Source organism: Streptomyces sp. NPDC037389, assembly GCF_040636475.1.
GTDB lineage: Bacteria > Actinomycetota > Actinomycetes > Streptomycetales > Streptomycetaceae > Streptomyces > Streptomyces hesseae.
This window is the reverse complement of record NZ_JBEZUS010000002.1, coordinates 428952-445202: the sequence shown is the minus strand read 5'-3', so window position 1 is coordinate 445202 and position 16251 is coordinate 428952. Positions and strand designations below refer to the sequence as shown.

Below are 16251 nucleotides of genomic sequence, written 5' to 3'. Positions count from 1 at the left end.
GGGGGTGCGGAATCGTCGTCCGGAAGCCCGGCCGGTAGGGCGGCCAGGCGTTCGAGGAGCAGTTCGCCCTGGCCGTGGATGTTGCCGATGGCGATGAGCGAGGCGCCGGGGCCGAGCCGGGCCAGGATCTCCCGCTCCAGCTCGGCCGGGTCGCGGCGGTCGCCGCCCAGGTCGACGATGCGTGATCGCCACTCGGCGGGGATCGCGTCGGCGGCGCTCTTCGTCGGGTGGCCGATCAGGAAGACCGACTCCGGGGCGAGCCGGGGGATCAGCTCGCCCATCTGGCCGTTGCGCTCGACGCGGTCGGGACGGCAGTTGATCAGTACGTGCAGGGGGCGGTCGATGGCGCCGAGGCCCAGCAGCTGCTCGACGTTCATCAGCGTCGACTCGGGGTCGTTGGCCGCGAAGATGTTGGCGAAGCGGAACGGCATGCCCTCGGGGGTGCGGTAGCGCTCCACGGACAGCACACCGGGGTCCGGCGGCGCGTCGTACATGCCCCGCAGGGCGGTGGCCCGGTCGACGCCGAGGAGCTCGGCGACGGTGAGCGCGATGGCCACGTTCTCCTTGAACGTGAACCAGCTGAAGCCGCGCAGCTCCTCGTCGGTGACCGTCTCCGGGTCCACGGCGATCAGCCGGCAGTCGCGCCTGTCGGCCTCCTCGCGCAGGATGTGCAGCCGGTCGCGCTCGGCGGTGACGCAGATTCCGCCGACCGGCATGGACCGGCTCAGGGAGCGGGCCACGTCGTCGAGGGTCGGGCCCATCTCGGCGAGGTGGTCCTCGCGGACGTTGCACAGCACACCGATGGTGGAGCGGATCAGCTTGGTCTGGTTGACCTCCTGAAGCGCCGGCATCACGGCCATGCACTCGATGACCAGGGCGTGCGGGCGGTAGGCGGCGGCCCGGCGCACGATGCCGATCTGCTCGACGACGTTGGCGATGCCGAACTTGCGGTAGACGGGCTCCTCGGTGGCGTCCGGGTGGATGAAGCGGGCCGCGGTGCCGGTGGTCTTGGCGACCGTGACCAGCCCGCCGCCGCGCAGCGCGCCCGCGCACAGCCGGGTGATGGAGCTCTTCCCCCGGATGCCGTTGATCAGCACCCGGGTGGGGATCGTGTCGAGGTTGGTGAAGTGCCGGCGCTGCTCGATCACGCCCGCGACCAGGAGGATCGCGCAGCAGATCACCAGGACCGTATAGAGGAAGAGCACGCGTCAGGTCCTTCCGGAGGGGCGCGTCAGCTGCTGCCGGATCAGTTCGAGGTTGCGGACGACCGCGCCCGTCTCGTCGTGGTGCTGGGGGAACAGGACCGTCCTGCGGTCGCCGCCGGCCAGCGCCTCCGCCTGGTCGGCGAGCTTGCGCAGCGGGCGGATCACGATGATGTGCAGCCAGCCCAGGCAGGCCACGGCGGCGGTCACGCCGAGGAGCCCGGCGAGCATGGTGCGCCGCTGGGCGCGGTACTCGGGCAGCTCCAGCCAGGACGTCGGCTGGGAGCTGACGACCTGCCAGCCGAGGTCCTTGACCGCGCCGCCGCCGGTGAAGGGGGCGGCGGCCGCGATGTCGGAGGTGCCCTTGCCGCGGTGGAGGACGGCGGTGCCGGAGGTCTTGCCGGGGTGCTTCGCGGCGGTGACCGCGAGGTCGTCGAGGTGGCCCGAGGGCAGCTTCGCGAAGGCCCGGAAGCCGTGGGCGCGGTCGGCGGCGACGATCCGGTGGGACTTGTCGATCAGCCAGACCTGGCCGAGGCCGGGCCGGGTGACCATCGAGACGAGGAACTGCGGGTCGTACTCGCCGACCACCGCGCGGCCCTTGCCGCCGGGCACGGCCGCGTAGGCGGCGATCAGCGGCTCCTTGCCGGAGGCGTTGAGCTGGACGACGGAGTCGTCGTGGGGCGCCTTGCCGGCCGGGTGGTGCGGGGCGGCTCCGGCGCGCGTGAGGACCTTGCCCGCGCCGTCGACGACGTAGACCGCGCGGTAGCGGCCGTGTTCGCGCAGCGTCTTGTCGAGGACGGCCTTGTCGGTGGCCTCCGACGCCTCGCGGTCGTCCGCGCCGAGGGCCTGGGCCACGGAGGCGACGTCGGCCCAGCCCTCGTTGAGCGCCTTGCGCACCCTGTCGGAGGCGGTGTCTGTACGGCGGCGCTGGTCCTCCACCAGCTGCTGGGGCACGGTCACGCCACCGCCCGCGCGGTTGACGAGCAGCAGCAGCGGCGCGGCCCAGGCGAGCAGGACCACGGCGCACACGATCACGGAGCCGCGGGTGCCGAAGCCGCCGCGCGCCCGGCCGGCGCGCGTGGGCCGTCCGCCGAGCAGCTGGCCGCGCAGGCTCTCAAGGGCGGCGCCGACACGGGCCGGCTCACGGCCCTTGAAGCGGCGGACGGGCCGCTCCAGTTCGCCCCGGGCGAGCCGGCGGCTCTCCAGGTACAGCTGGAGCAGCGGCCGCTGGACGGTGGTCAGCAGCACCCAGCCCACGATCAGGGCGAGGACGAGCAGGACGCCGGCGGCGACGAGCCCGAAGGCCTGGGTGCGTACGGCGGACGGGTCCTCGGTGGCCTCGACGGAGGTGACGACGGACAGGCCGAGGGCGCCCGCGGGGCTCGTCTCGCCGGGGGCGCGCCCGGCGGCCGCGTAGCCCACGGCCATCCGGGTGTCGCCGCGCCCGGTGCCCATGAGGTGGCCGCTCGCGCCGGGGTGACCGCCGGGCTCGGGGGTCTTCGAGAACTCGGCGGCGGCCTTCTTGCGGGCGCTCTTCGCCCACGCCTTGCGGGCGACGGACGGGCCGTCGCTGGCCAGGACCGTGCCGGCGGAGTCGACGACCAGCAGCGAGCGGTCCTCGCCGGAGGAGATGCCGGGAACGTTGAGGGTGCCGGAGGCGACGAGCAGCCGGGGACGTTCGCCGCGCAGGGCCGCCATGACGAGCATCCGGGTCTCGCCGGAGGGAAGCCGCACCAGCTGCGGGCCGAGCGGGGCGGTGCCTCCGGCCCCGGCGTCACCGGACTTGGCATCCTTCGTGCCCGGCTGCCCGGCCCTGCCGCCGAGGACGGTCGCCAGGGGGATGTTCTCGCCGCGCGCGGCGAGGAGGGTGCCGCTGCCAGGGTCGACGACGGCGGTGCCGCGCCACTTGCCGTAGACCTTGCCGAGCTGGTCCATCAGGGCGTCGGGGGCGCCCGCCTTCTCACCGCCGAACTGGGCGGCGGCGCGCTGGATGTCGGTGACGCTCTCGTCGAGGGAGGCCCGCAGCGACAGGGCGCCGTCCTCGGCCACATGCTGCTGGGAGGTCAGCACGGCCCGGTCGACGAGGGCCCGGTCGCGGTCGCCGAGCACCAGGGCCGTCGTGCCCGCCACCGCCAGGAGCAGCGCCAGGAGGGCGGCGATCGGCGGGCGGGCGCCGCCCAGCAGGGGCATGTCGGCGCGACGGCGCGTCTTGCGCCGACGTGAGCCGCGCGAAGCGGGCAACGGTGTTCCTCTCGGTGGTGAGCGCGCGGGGCATGCTCACCGGAACCGTGAGGTCCTGGCCCTAACTGTCTGCCGCACTGCGTTTTGGAGCATGAATCGTCCGGATTCTAGGCAGACTTTAAAGAATTGACCAAGTCGATTGTATGGGCATGATCAACTCTGCCCTTTTTGTCGTGGCCATTCCGTGATGGTCAGCGGACGCAGACCGTCCTTCTCCGCGCCCCGGTTGAGCACCGTGCCCCGGGTCCGCTCGAAGGCCGTCCGGTAGCGCGAGCGCTGCTGCGCCGTCAGGCCCCCGCCCTTCAGCGCCGCCCCCACGTCCACCAGCCGGATCCTCGGCTCCAGCTCCACCAGGGTCGGGACGAACCGGGCGTCGGACACCGACCACGAGCCCTTCCGCTTGGTGAAGGAGAACCAGCCCAGCACGCCCTCCTCGGTGACGCCCAGCGGCTGAGCATGCCGGGCCACCTGATTGCCCAGACCATAGGCGAACCAGGTGCTCCCCACCTTTTCGAAGGGCTGCACCACATGCGCGTGATGGCCGACGACCAGATCGATGCCGGTCTCCTCGGCGATCCGCTCGGCCAGCCGTGTCTGCGCCCTGCTCGCCTCGGCCCGCCCCTCGCGCCCCCAGTGGACGCTCGCGAAGACCACCTCGGCGCCCGCCGCCCGGGCCCGCTTCTCGTCCTCCGCCATCCGCCGCACATCGGTGACGTTGACCAGCCAGGGCTTGTCCTTCGGCACGGTCGTGTCATTGAGCCCGTACGCGTAGGACAGCTGCGCCACCTTCACGCCCTTGACGTCCAGGACGAGGGGCGTGGCGGCCTCCCGCGCGTCGCGCGCCGACCCGGTGTGCCGCAGCCCGGCGGCGTCGAGGGTGTCCAGCGTCCGTCGTACGCCCTCGGGGCCGTGGTCGAGGGTGTGATTGGAGGCCGTCGAGCAGGCGTCGTAGCCGAGGTCCTTGAGCGTGCCGGCGATCTGCGGCGGCACGCTGAACTTCCGGTAGCCGAGGAAGGGCCCCTTCGGCTCGGCCATGGCGGTCTCCATATGGCAGACCGCGAGGTCCGCCTTGGCGACGACCGGCTTGATCCCGGCCATGACGGCACCGAAGTCCGGCCCCGGCCGGCCCGCCTCCCGGGCGTCCTTGACGGCCTGCTCCGTGATCTCCGGATGGATGAGCACGTCCCCGCCCGCTGCGAGCGTGAACGACGCCTCCACCCCGCCCGGTTCCGCTCGGGCGTACAGATAGCCCGCCGTCGAGCCGCCGACGAGGAGCGCCAGGGCTGTGGAGAGGACGACGGGGCGACGGAGGAAACGTTTCACCGGGGTATTTTTACCGCCATGAGGCTCAAGCCCGAAATCTCCTCGCCCTTGGCGTCCGTGCTGCTCGGCGCGCTGACGCTGACGGCGCTCACCGGGCTGACCGGCTGTGCCGACCCCTCCGGCCGCGCCCGCCAGGGCACCGCCGGCGCGGAGCCGCCGGACGCGGCGGGCTCGGTCGACCTCGGCGCCCGGATCACGGTCTTCACCGACCGCATCACCCAGAACGGGCACTACCGCGTCCCGGCCGACAGCGACCGGCGGGCCGTCACCGACGGCGTCCGCCACCTCCTCGACGGGGACCACGCCGCCGCCGAACGGTCGCTGGCCGGGGTCGGCTACGCCCTGCGCACCCTCGCCGACCGCCAGGACGGCCGCCGCTACGCCGAGATCGCCGACGCCACACCGGAGGGCGAGACCACCCGGGGCTGGGGCCGCGTCTACCTCGACCTCCACGGCCCGGCGCGCTGGTCCGTACAGGTGCCGCACCCCAGCGCCGACCAGCGCACCGAACAACTCGGCATCGGGCTGCTGCGCGGAGCGCCGGGCGGGGTGCTGATCCTCGCGGGGGCGCACCGCAACGCGGCGGCGAATGGTGACGCGGCGGCCAACGGTGACGGTGCGGACGCGGACGCCGCCGATGTCGCCCACCGCGCGGACTCCGTCTTCGCCGCGGTCGCCGCCGTGCTCGCCGACCGGGGACTGCCCGCCGTACAGGTGCACGGCTTCGCCGACAGCAGCCTCCCTGACCGCGACGTGGTCGTCTCGCCGGGCAAGGGCGACGCCGGTCTGCCCGCCGGGCGTCGGCTGTCGGCGGCGCTGGGCCGCGAGGGGTTGAGGGTGTGCGAGGTGTGGCGGCGCTACTGCGGCCGGCTCGAAGGCCGGACGAACGTCGAGGGCGACCACGCGGACGCGGTACGGGTGCCGTTCCTCCACGTCGAACACAGCCGGACGGTACGGATGGACGACGGCCTTGTCGCGAAGGCGGTCCGGGCGCTGACGGAGGTCGTCCGGCGGTGGAGTGCGGGGCGCGGGTAGGCGGTGGGTTGTCCCCGATCCCGCCCTTTCACCGTTTCCCGGGGCTCCGCCCCGGACCCCGGACGCGGCTGCGCCGCGTGTCCTCAAACGCCGGACGGGCCGGATGAATCCGGCCCGTCCGGTGAGAGGTACCGCTACGCCGGGACGCTCGCCACGCCCTGCGGCAGGAAGCGACGGCCGATGACGCGCTCGGAGACGCCCTCGCGGTCCAGGTACGGCGTGACGCCGCCCAGGTGGAAGGGCCAGCCGGCACCGGTGATCAGGCACAGGTCGATGTCCTGCGCCTCGGCGACGACGCCCTCGTCCAGCATCAGGCCGATCTCCTGGGCGATGGCCTCCAGGACGCGCGCCCGGACCTGCTCCTCCGTCAGGACGGTGTCGCCCTGCACCAGAAGGGCGGCGACCTCCGGGTCCAGCTCCGGCTTGCCGGAGTCGTAGACGTAGAAGCCGCGCTTGCCGGCCTTGACCACGGCGGCCAGGTTCGGCGAGACCTTGAAGCGGTCGGGGAAGGCGGCGGCCAGCGTCTCGGAGACGTGCAGACCGATCGCCGGGCCGACCAGCTCCAGCAGCACCAGCGGCGACATCGGCAGACCGAGCGGCTCGACGGCCTTCTCCGCCACCGCGACCGGCGTGCCCTCGTCGATGACGTTCTGGATCTCGCCCATGAAGCGGACCAGGATGCGGTTGACGACGAACGCCGGGGCGTCCTTCACCAGGACCGCCGTCTTCTTCAGCTTCTTGGCGACACCGAACGCCGTGGCCAGCGCCCCGTCGTCGGTCCGCTCGCCGCGCACGATCTCCAGCAGCGGGAGGATCGCGACCGGGTTGAAGAAGTGGAAGCCGACGACTCGCTCGGGGTGCTTCAGCTTCGACGCCATCTCGGTGACCGAGAGGGAGGAGGTGTTGGTCGCGAGGATCGCGTGCTCGGGCACGACGGCCTCAAGCTCGGCGAACACCTGCTGCTTGACGCCCATCTCCTCGAAGACGGCCTCGATGACGAAGTCCGCGTCGCCGAAGGCGGCGGCCTTGTCCAGCGAGCCGGTCACCGAGGCCTTCAGGCGGTTGGCCTTGTCCTGGTTGATACGGCCCTTGAGCAGCAGTTTGTCGATCTCGCCGTGGACGTAGCCCACGCCCTTGTCCACGCGCTCCTGGTCGATGTCGGTCAGCACGACCGGCACCTCCAGACGGCGGACGAACAGCAGCGCCAGCTGGGACGCCATCAGACCGGCGCCCACGACGCCGACCTTGTTCACCGGGCGCGCGAGCGACCTGTCCGGCGCGCCGGCCGGGCGCTTGCCGCGCTTCTGCACCAGGTTGAAGGCGTAGATGCCGCTGCGCAGCTCGCCACCCATGATCAGGTCCGCGAGGGCCTGGTCCTCGGCGTCGAAGCCCTGACGCAGGTCGCCGTTCTTGGCTGCGGCCATGATGTCCAGCGCCCGGTAGGCGGCCGGGGCGGCGCCGTGCACCTTGGAGTCGGCGAAGGCGCGGCCGCGCTCGATGGCCTGGTCCCAGGCCTCGCCGCGGTCGACCTCGGGCCGGACGACCTCGGTCTCGCCCTTGAGGACGGAGGCCGTCCACAGCAGCGACTGCTCCAGGAAGTCCGCGCCCTCGAAGAGGGCGTCGGCGATGCCCAGGTCGAAGACCTGCTTGCCGCGCAGCTGCTTGTTCTGGTTCAGCGAGTTCTCGATGATCACCGAGACCGCGCGGTCCGCGCCGATGAGGTTCGGCAGCAGGGCGCAGCCGCCCCAGCCGGGCACCAGGCCGAGGAAGACCTCGGGCAGCGAGAAGGCCGGGATGGCCTTGGATACCGTGCGGTAGGTGCAGTGCAGACCGACCTCGACGCCGCCGCCCATCGCCGCGCCGTTGTAGTACGCGAAGGTCGGGACCGCCAGCGCCGACAGCCGCTTGAAGACGTCGTGGCCGCCCTTGCCGATGGCCAGGGCCTCCTCGTGCTTCTTCAGCAGCTCGACGCCCTTGAGGTCGGCGCCGACGGCGAAGATGAACGGCTTGCCGGTGATGCCGACGCCGGTGATCTCGCCGGCCCCGGCCTCCGCCTCGACCTGGTCGATCGCCTTGTCGAGGTTGGCGAGGGACTGCGGGCCGAACGTGGTCGGCTTGGTGTGGTCCAGGCCGTTGTCCAGCGTGATGAGCGCGAAGCGCCCCGCGCCGGGCAGGTCGAGGTGGCGCACGTGCGCCTGGGTCACGACCTCGTCGGGGAACAGCTCGGCCGCGCCCTTCAGGAGCTCAGTGGTGGTGCTCACTTGTTGCCTCCGTCGAAGTGCGGGTTCTCCCAGATGACCGTTCCGCCCATGCCGAAGCCGACGCACATCGAGGTGATGCCGTAGCGGACGTGCGGCTGCTCCTCGAACTGCCGGGCCAGCTGCGTCATCAACCGGACGCCGGAGGAGGCCAGCGGGTGACCGAAGGCGATGGCGCCGCCGTACTGGTTGACGCGCGGGTCGTCGTCCGCGATGCCGTAGTGGTCCAGAAGCGAGAGCACCTGGACGGCGAAGGCCTCGTTGATCTCGAACAGACCGATGTCGTCGATCGTCAGACCGGCCTTGGCCAGCGCCTTCTCGGTCGCCGGGACCGGGCCGATGCCCATGACCTCGGGCTCCACACCGGCGAAGGCGTAGGAGACCAGGCGCATCTTGACCGGCAGGCCCAGCTCGCGCGCCACGTCCTCGGCGGCGATCAGCGAGGCGGTGGCACCGTCGTTGAGACCGGCCGCGTTGCCCGCGGTGACCCGGCCGTGCGGACGGAACGGCGTCTTCAGGCCCGCCAGGTTCTCCAGCGTGGTGCCCGGGCGCATCGGCTCGTCGGCGGTGGCCAGGCCCCAGCCGGTCTCCCCGCCCTCGGGCGAGGTACGGCGGATGGAGATCGGCACCAGGTCGGCCTGGATCTTGCCGTCGGCGTACGCCTTGGCGGCCTTCTCCTGGCTGCGCACGGCGTATTCGTCGGCGCGCTGCTTGGTGATGTGCGGCAGACGGTCGTGGAGGTTCTCCGCCGTCATGCCCATGAAGAGGGCCGACTCGTCGACCAGCTTCTCCGACACGAAGCGGGGGTTGGGGTCGACGCCCTCGCCCATGGGGTGACGGCCCATGTGCTCGACGCCGCCGGCCAGGGCGATGTCGTAGGCGCCGAGGGCGACACCGCCGGCGAGGGCGGTCACGGCGGTCATGGCGCCGGCGCACATGCGGTCGATGGAGTAGCCCGGCACGGACTGCGGGAGGCCCGCGAGGATGCCGGCCGTACGACCGAGCGTCAGCCCCTGGTCGCCGATCTGCGTGGTCGCGGCGATGGCGACCTCGTCGATACGGGCGGGGTCGAGGTCCGGGTTGCGGCGCAGCAGCTCCCGGATGCACTTGACGACCAGGTCGTCGGCGCGGGTCTCGTGGTAGATGCCCTTCGGGCCCGCCTTGCCGAACGGGGTGCGGACGCCGTCGACGAAGACGACGTCCCTAGCGGTACGAGGCACGTTGGCTCTCCTCCAGGTGCGGATCGCTGCGCGCGGGCATGCCTAGACGGCTCCGCCGCGGTGCGGGCTGACACCGTCATGCTACTTGCGGGTAACCATGCTGCCCAGACCCCTGGGCGGGAGCGGCGAAGGTCACATTCCGTCCCGGGGCCCGGCCCCGGACCCCGGTCCTGAAAACGACGGAAGGGCTGGATGGATCCAGCCCTTCCGTGGGTGTGTGCGGCCTTTAGGCCGTCGCCTCCGTCAGCGCCTTGACCAGCGCCGTCGTCACCTGGTCCACCTGCCAGGCGCGCGCGCCGTGGGCCGTGAGGGCCTCGGCGACGGACTCCACGGTGGGGTGCCTCGGCGGCTCCCAGCACAGCCGGCGCACCGTGTCCGGGGTGATCAGGTTCTCCTGGGGCATGGTGAGCCGCTCGGCGATCTCGGACACGGCGGAGCGCGCCGCGGTCAGCCGGGCGGCGGCCAGCGGGTCCTTGTCCGCCCAGGCGCGCGGCGGGGGCGGGCCGGTCAGCGGCTGGCCGGGCTGCGGGAGCTCGGCGTCCGGGACGGCCTTGGCCCGGTCGATCGCGGACTGCCACTGCTCGAGCTGCTTGCGGCTCATCCGGTGCCCGAAGCCGGGCAGCGCGGCGAGCGCGTGGGTGTTGGGCGGGATGTTGAGCGCGGCCTCGATGATCGCGCCGTCGCCGAGCACCTTGCCGGGGGAGACGTCGCGTCGCTGGGCCACGTTGTCGCGGGTGGTCCACAGCTCCCGCACCACGGCCATCTGCCGGCGGCGGCGGACCTTGTGCATCCCGGACGTGCGCCGCCAGGGGTCCTTGCGCGGCGGCGGGGGCGGGGCGGAGGCGATGGCGTCGAACTCCTCGTGGGCCCACTCCAGCTTCCCCTGCCGGGACAGCTCCGTCTCCAGCGCGTCGCGGAGGTCGACCAGGAGCTCCACGTCCAGCGCGGCGTAGCGCAGCCAGGGCTCGGGCAGCGGGCGGGTGGACCAGTCGACGGCGGAGTGGCCCTTCTCCAGGGCGTACCCGAGGACGTTCTCGACCATCGCGCCGAGCCCGACCCGGGCGAAGCCGGCGAGCCGGCCCGCCAGCTCGGTGTCGAAGAGCCGCGACGGGGCCATCCCTATCTCGCGCAGGCACGGCAGGTCCTGGGTGGCGGCGTGCAGCACCCATTCGGCGTCGCCGATGGCCTCGCCGAGGGCGGACAGGTCGGGGCAGCCGACCGGGTCGATCAGCGCCGTGCCGGCGCCCTCGCGGCGCAGCTGGACGAGGTAGGCGCGCTGACCGTAGCGGTAGCCGGAGGCCCGCTCGGCGTCCACGGCGACGGGCCCGGTGCCCGCGGCGAAGGCCGCGACGACCCGGGCCAGGGCGTCGGCGTCGGCGACGACCGGGGGCATGCCTTCCCGTGGCTCCAGCAGGGGGATCGGCGCCGAATCGACGTCGTCCGGGGGGCCGCCCCCGGTGGTTCGCAGTGTCGTGTCTTCTGCGGTCTCTTGGGCGTCGGTCACCGGTCAAGGGTATCTGTGTATGGCAAGCGCCCGTCGCCGGAACGTTCCGGCGACGGGCGCGGCGGGGATTTCGGGGGGCGCTCAGTGGATGATGCCGGTGCGCAGCGCGACGGCCACCATCCCGGCGCGGTCCCCGGTGCCGAGTTTGCGGGCGATCCGGGCGAGGTGGCTCTTGACGGTGAGCGCCGAGAGCCCCATCGAGACGCCGATGGCCTTGTTGGACTGGCCCTCCGCAACCAGCCGCAGCACCTCCACCTCGCGTCCGGACAGCTCGCGGTAGCCACCCGGGTGACCGGGGGCGCCGGGGGGCCGGCGCTGCATCCGGGCGGCGGCGGAGCCGATGGGGGCGGCCCCGGGGCGACCGGGGATGCCGAGGTTCGTACGGGTTCCGGTGACGACATAGCCCTTGACGCCGCCGGCGAGGGCGTTGCGCACGGCGCCGATGTCATCGGCGGCGGACAGGGCCAGACCGTTGGGCCAGCCCGCGGCGCGGGTCTCGGAGAGCAGTGTCAGGCCGGAGCCGTCCGGGAGGTGGACGTCGGCCACGCAGATGTCGCGTGGGTTGCCGATGCGCGGCCGGGCCTCCGCGATGGACGAGGCCTCGATCACGTCGCGCACGCCCAGCGCCCACAGATGCCGGGTGACGGTGGAGCGGACCCGGGGGTCGGCGACGACGACCATGGCCGTGGGTTTGTTCGGGCGGTAGGCGAGGCTAGCGGGTTGCTCGAGGAGAACGGACACCAGGCCTCCAGTGGGGGGAGTGGCGGGACGGGTGCCGACTTTGGGGATAAGCCGGGGCGATCCGTATGGGAAGGGTCACAAGGTCCTTCGGCAATGAAAGGGCCCGGCTTTAGGGAATGATCACGAATTGATGAGTAACAATTCGGGCAATTGAGACGATTGCCCGATCGATTCGACTGTTTCCCCGGTCGGAATCATGACCGGATAACCCACCACCCTTGACCGAAAACCGCCGGTCAAGGGTGGTTCGTCAGGAGTCGGCCACCGGTCGGCGGCCCCCGTCAGCGGCTGCTGTGCGGCCCCCGGCGCTGCGGCAGCGACACGATGCCCGCCTCGGGCGCGCCCCCCGGCGGCAGCCCCGCGATCTGGCACAGCAGGTCGCACCACGCCGACAGATGCGCCGCCGTGTCCGGCACCGCCCGCTCGGCCCCCGCCGGCCCCTTCGCGGGGGCCGGCGACCACGACGCCCGGATCTCGATCCGCGTCGACGGCTCCCGCTCCCGCAGCCCCCCGAAGTAGTGGGAGCCGGCGCGCGTCACCGTGCCGCTGATCGCCGCGTACGGCACCCGGCGCGCCTCCAGCGCCCCCGTCAGCCAGGACCAGCACACCTCCGGCAGCAGCGGGTCCGCCGCCATCTCCGGCTCCAGCTCCGCGTGCACCAGCGTCACCAGCCGGAACGTGCCGCCCCAGGCGTCGTGTCCCGCCGGATCGTGCAGCAGGATCAGCCGCCCGTCCGCCAGCTCCTGGTCGTCCACGACGACCGCCGCCTCCAGCGCGTACGAGTACGGGGCGAGCCGCTGGGGCGGTGGTGTCGCGTCCAGCTCGATCTCCGGCCGCAGGCGTACCCCTTGCAGCCCGGCGACCGCCTGCCGGAAGACGGACGGGGTGCCCTCCCCATCCGCGTCGTCCGGACCGTCCGAGAGGTGTCCCTGCGCCGCAGCCATGCCCGGAAGACTAGGCGGAAGGACCCGCTGTTCCGGGTAGGGACACCCACACGGGCGGGTCACTCGTTCGGCCCGTGCGAAGATTTGGGGCATGAGTGAGCGCAGCCAGCAGCAGACCGGCCGCACCGCGGCACACGATTCGGCGTTCCTGAAGGCGTGCCGCCGTGAGCCCGTGCCGCACACGCCCGTGTGGTTCATGCGACAGGCGGGCCGCTCGCTCCCCGAGTACCGCAAGGTGCGCGAGGGCATCCCCATGCTCGAGTCCTGCATGCGGCCCGACCTCGTCACCGAGATCACCCTCCAGCCGGTGCGCCGGCACGGCGTCGACGCCGCGATCTTCTTCAGCGACATCGTGGTGCCGCTGAAGGCCATCGGCGTCGACCTCGACATCAAGCCCGGCGTCGGCCCGGTCGTCGCCGAGCCCGTCCGCACCCGCGCCGACCTGGACCGGCTGCGCGCCCTCGACCCCTCCGACGTCCCCTACGTCACCGAGGCCATCGGCATGCTCACCGCCGAGCTGGGCACCACCCCCCTCATCGGCTTCGCCGGCGCGCCCTTCACCCTGGCCAGCTACCTCATCGAGGGCGGCCCGTCGCGCACGTACGAGAACACCAAGGCCATGATGTACGGCGACCCGGAGCTGTGGGCCGACCTGGTCGACCGCCTCGCGGACATCACCGCCGCCTTCCTGCGCGTCCAGATCGAGGCCGGCGCGAGCGCGATCCAGCTCTTCGACTCCTGGGCGGGCGCCCTCGCCCCCGCCGACTACCGGCGCTACGTCATGCCCGCCTCCCGCAAGGTCTTCGACGCCGTCGCCGGCTACGACGTGCCGCGCATCCACTTCGGTGTGGGCACGGGTGAGCTGCTCGGCCTGATGGGCGAGGCCGGCGCGGACGTCGTCGGCGTCGACTGGCGCGTCTCCCTGGACGAGGCCGTCCGGCGCGTGGGCCCCGGCAAGGCGCTCCAGGGCAACCTGGACCCGGCGGTGCTCTTCGCGCCGCGCGAGGCGGTCGAGGCGAAGACGGACGAGGTGCTGGCCGCCGCGCGTGGCCTTGAGGGCCACGTCTTCAACCTCGGGCACGGCGTCATGCCCACGATGGATCCGGACGCGCTCACGCACCTGGTGGAGTACGTGCACGAGCGCACGGCGCGCTGAGCCGACCGGGGGCTCCGCCCCCCGGACCCTCGGTCCTCAAACGCCGGACGGGCTGGAAACGGCGAAGTCGAGGAACACCGTCTCGGCCTCGCCCCGCAGCCGCACGTCGAAGCGGTACGTCCGATGCCCGCCCGGATCGGGCGCGGCCAACAGCGTCGCCCGCCGCTCCGGCGACAGCGCGCCCAGCAGCGGGTCCCCGTCCGGCTCCCGGAAATAGATCCGCGTGAAGAGATTCCGCGGCAGCCCCCGGACGAAGAGGCACAGCGCCAGATACGGCACCCCCTCCGCCGGCGGCAGCGTCCGCAGCGCGTAGTGGCCGTCGCCGCCCGTGGGAACGCGGGCGAAGCCCGTGAAGCGTGCCCCGTCGCGGTGGAGGCTGCCCGGGGACCCGGTGAGGGAACCGTCCGGGGACGCCTGCCAGAACTCCAGGAGCGCGTCCGGCACCGGCATGCCCTCACCGTCGAGGACCCGGCCGTGGATGGTGATCGCGCCGGGATGGCCGGCGGGGGCGGCGTCCGGGCCGCCCGGGAAGGGCAGAGCCGTGCCGTAGAAGGGCCCGATGGTCTGCGAGGGCGTGGCGCGCGACGACGACGGCATCAGTGACGGCCCTCCTCGGACCGGATGGCGGCGGGACCGTCCAGGACGATGTCCCAGCGGTAGCCGAGCGTGGACGCCGCCGGGTCGTTCAGCCCGGGGTCGTAGGCGGCGATCAGCCGTCGCCGGGCGGCCGGGCCGGCGACGGAGTGCCACACCCCGTCGTGGGGGAGGAGCGGGTCGCCGGGGAAGTACATCTGGGTGACCAGGCGCTGGGTGAAGGCCGTGCCGAAGAGCGAGAAGTGCACGTGCGGCGGGCGCCAGACGTTCGCGTCCGGGAAGACCGGATAGGCGCCGGGCCGGATCGTGGTGAAGCGGTAGCGGCCCTCGTCGTCGGTCAGGCAGCGGCCGGTGCCGGTGAAGTTCGGGTCGAGCGGCGCCGGATGGCGGTCGAGCCGGTGGGTGTAGCGGCCGGCGGCGTTGGCCTGCCACACCTCCACCAGCTGGCCCCGTACGGGGCGCCCCCGGCCGTCCACGACCCGGCCGGAGACCGTGATGCGCTCGCCGATCGGCTCACCCGGGTGCTGCCGCGTCAGATCGGCGTCCAGCGGGCTCACATCTGCCGCCCCGAACACGGGCCCGGTCAGCTCGACGGCGCCGGGGGACAGCGCGAGCGGTACGAGCGGCTGCCGGGGGTGGCGTTCGGCGGGGCCCAGATAGGGCTCGGGGGCGGGTGCCCCGGTCCGGTCACGCCGGTCACGTTCCTGTTCGCGTATCGCTTCGGGCGCTGCCATGGCCATGGCCTACCCCGGTCCGGCGGCGGTGATCCCCGCCGGACCGGCGATTGTCGGTCAGCCTCCGGGGGCTTGTCAGCGTTCGAGGACCAGCGCCTGCCCCTGGCCGACGCCGACGCACAGCGCCGCCAGCCCCGTCCCCGACCCGGCCGCCGCGAGGGCGTGGGCGACCGAGCCCGTCAGCCGGGCGCCCGAGCAGCCCAGCGGATGGCCGACGGCGATCGCCCCGCCGCGCCGGTTGACGACGGCGGGGTCCAGCTCGGGCCACTCCGCCAGGCATCCCAGGGCCTGGGCGGCGAACGCCTCGTTCAGCTCGAAGTCCGTCACGTCCGCGAACGTGCGGCCCGCCTTCGTGAGGGCCCGCCGCACCGCCTCGACGGGGCCGAGGCCGTAGAGGTCCGGTTCGATGCCGGTGACCGCCGTCGCCCGGATCCGCGCCAGCGGCTCGCGGCCGGTCGTGCGCAGTCCCTCCTCGTCGCAGAGCAGCAGCGCCGCCGCGCCGTCGTTGAGCGGGGAGGAGTTGCCCGCGGTGACCGTGCCGCCGGACTTCCGGAAGGCGGGCTTCAGCGCCGCGAGCGCCTCCGTCGACGTGCTGTCGCGGATCGACTCGTCCCGGGCGAGGGCCACCCCGTCCAGGGGCACGACCTCGGCGTCGTAACGGCCCTCCCGCCACGCCGCGGCCGCCTTGCGGTGGCTGGCCAGCGCGAAGGCGTCCTGATCCGCGCGGGTGATGCCGTGCTTGTCGGCGATCAGCTCCGCGCCCTCGCCGAGGGAGACCGTCCACCGGGGCGGCATGGCCGGGTTGGTCATCCGCCAGCCCAGCGTCGTCGAGTACAGCTCCTGGTGGCCGGCCGGGAACGCCCGCTCCGGCTTGGGCAGCACCCAGGGGGCGCGACTCATCGACTCCACCCCGCCCGCGATCACCACGGACGCGTCGCCCAGGGCGACGGCCCGGTACGCCTGGACGACGGCCTCCATGCCGGACGCGCACAGCCGGTTGACGGTCGCGCCGGGCACGGAGACGGGCAGCCCGGCGAGCAGGACCGCCATCCGGGCCACGTCGCGGTTCTCCTCGCCCGCGCCGTTGGCGTTGCCCAGCACCACGTCGTCGACGCGGGCCGGATCCAGGTCGGGGGACCGGTCCACCAGGGCGCGCACGACGTGTGCGGCCAGGTCGTCGGGGCGTACGGAGGCGAGGGCGCCGCCGTACTTCCCGACCGGGGTGCGGACGGCGTCGACGATGTACACATCCCGGATGCGGTCGTTCATGGGGTCTCCGTAAACGTTCGTGGCGGGTGG

General features: G+C 73.1%; 12 protein-coding genes and 1 pseudogene. 2 read left to right on the top strand and 11 right to left on the bottom strand.

All coding sequences use genetic code 11. From position 1 onward, the window contains the following. Positions 1-29: 29 nt before the first annotated feature. From pgsB to AB0E98_RS05605, 3 genes and pseudogenes are all read right to left on the bottom strand, one after another. Positions 30-1205: pseudogene (pgsB, locus tag AB0E98_RS05615) on the bottom strand (poly-gamma-glutamate synthase PgsB); the annotation flags it as partial. Positions 1206-1208: 3 nt separating this feature from the next. Beyond that, complete coding sequence (locus AB0E98_RS05610) at positions 1209-3443, bottom strand: cache and HAMP domain-containing protein (protein WP_361698899.1); 2235 nt, start codon at positions 3441-3443, stop codon at positions 1209-1211. 153 nt (positions 3444-3596) lie between these two features. Beyond that, the gene (locus AB0E98_RS05605) at positions 3597-4766 is read right to left on the bottom strand and encodes a CapA family protein (protein WP_361698897.1); all 1170 of its coding nucleotides are present in this window, start codon (positions 4764-4766) and stop codon (positions 3597-3599) included. A gap of 18 nt (positions 4767-4784) precedes the next feature. Here AB0E98_RS05605 and AB0E98_RS05600 point away from each other — a divergent pair, with 18 nt between their 5' ends. Then, positions 4785-5801, top strand: a complete 1017-nt coding sequence (locus tag AB0E98_RS05600) for a hypothetical protein (protein WP_361698895.1) — start codon at positions 4785-4787, stop codon at positions 5799-5801. Positions 5802-5935: 134 nt separating this feature from the next. Here AB0E98_RS05600 and AB0E98_RS05595 read toward each other — a convergent pair whose 3' ends face one another. The 5 genes from AB0E98_RS05595 to AB0E98_RS05575 all read right to left on the bottom strand — a co-directional run bounded on the left by AB0E98_RS05595 (position 5936) and on the right by AB0E98_RS05575 (position 12468). Beyond that, positions 5936-8062, bottom strand: a complete 2127-nt coding sequence (locus AB0E98_RS05595; RefSeq protein ID WP_361698893.1) for a 3-hydroxyacyl-CoA dehydrogenase NAD-binding domain-containing protein — start codon at positions 8060-8062, stop codon at positions 5936-5938. Next, positions 8059-9279 carry an acetyl-CoA C-acyltransferase gene (locus AB0E98_RS05590; protein WP_361698891.1) on the bottom strand — a complete coding sequence of 407 codons (1221 nt, stop codon included), beginning with the start codon at positions 9277-9279 and terminating at the stop codon, positions 8059-8061. The genes AB0E98_RS05595 and AB0E98_RS05590 overlap by 4 nt, the downstream gene beginning before the upstream one ends. A 226-nt stretch (positions 9280-9505) precedes the next feature. Then, on the bottom strand, positions 9506-10783 hold the full coding sequence (locus AB0E98_RS05585; RefSeq protein ID WP_361698889.1) for a ribonuclease D: 1278 nt from the start codon (positions 10781-10783) through the stop codon (positions 9506-9508). Positions 10784-10864: 81 nt separating this feature from the next. After that, positions 10865-11524 carry a response regulator transcription factor gene (locus AB0E98_RS05580; protein ID WP_126916532.1) on the bottom strand — a complete coding sequence of 220 codons (660 nt, stop codon included), beginning with the start codon at positions 11522-11524 and terminating at the stop codon, positions 10865-10867. Between the two features lie 281 nt (positions 11525-11805). Beyond that, positions 11806-12468, bottom strand: coding sequence for a DUF3000 domain-containing protein (locus tag AB0E98_RS05575; RefSeq protein WP_361698887.1), 663 nt, complete (start codon positions 12466-12468; stop codon positions 11806-11808). Positions 12469-12559: 91 nt separating this feature from the next. On the opposite strand from AB0E98_RS05575, the gene hemE reads away from it, so the two are divergent. Beyond that, complete coding sequence (gene hemE, locus AB0E98_RS05570) at positions 12560-13624, top strand: uroporphyrinogen decarboxylase (protein WP_361698885.1); 1065 nt, start codon at positions 12560-12562, stop codon at positions 13622-13624. Positions 13625-13660: 36 nt separating this feature from the next. On the opposite strand, the gene pcaG is transcribed toward hemE, so the two are convergent. The 3 genes from pcaG to AB0E98_RS05555 form a co-directional block, all read right to left on the bottom strand. After that, positions 13661-14221, bottom strand: a complete 561-nt coding sequence (gene pcaG / locus AB0E98_RS05565; RefSeq protein WP_361698883.1) for a protocatechuate 3,4-dioxygenase subunit alpha — start codon at positions 14219-14221, stop codon at positions 13661-13663. Continuing rightward, entirely contained in the window at positions 14221-14952 is a 732-nt protein-coding gene (pcaH, locus tag AB0E98_RS05560; protein ID WP_361698881.1) for a protocatechuate 3,4-dioxygenase subunit beta, read from the bottom strand. Before pcaH ends, pcaG begins: the two co-directional genes overlap by 1 nt. Positions 14953-15027: 75 nt before the next feature. Then, on the bottom strand, positions 15028-16221 hold the full coding sequence (locus AB0E98_RS05555) for a thiolase family protein (RefSeq protein ID WP_361698879.1): 1194 nt from the start codon (positions 16219-16221) through the stop codon (positions 15028-15030). Positions 16222-16251: the final 30 nt, after the last annotated feature.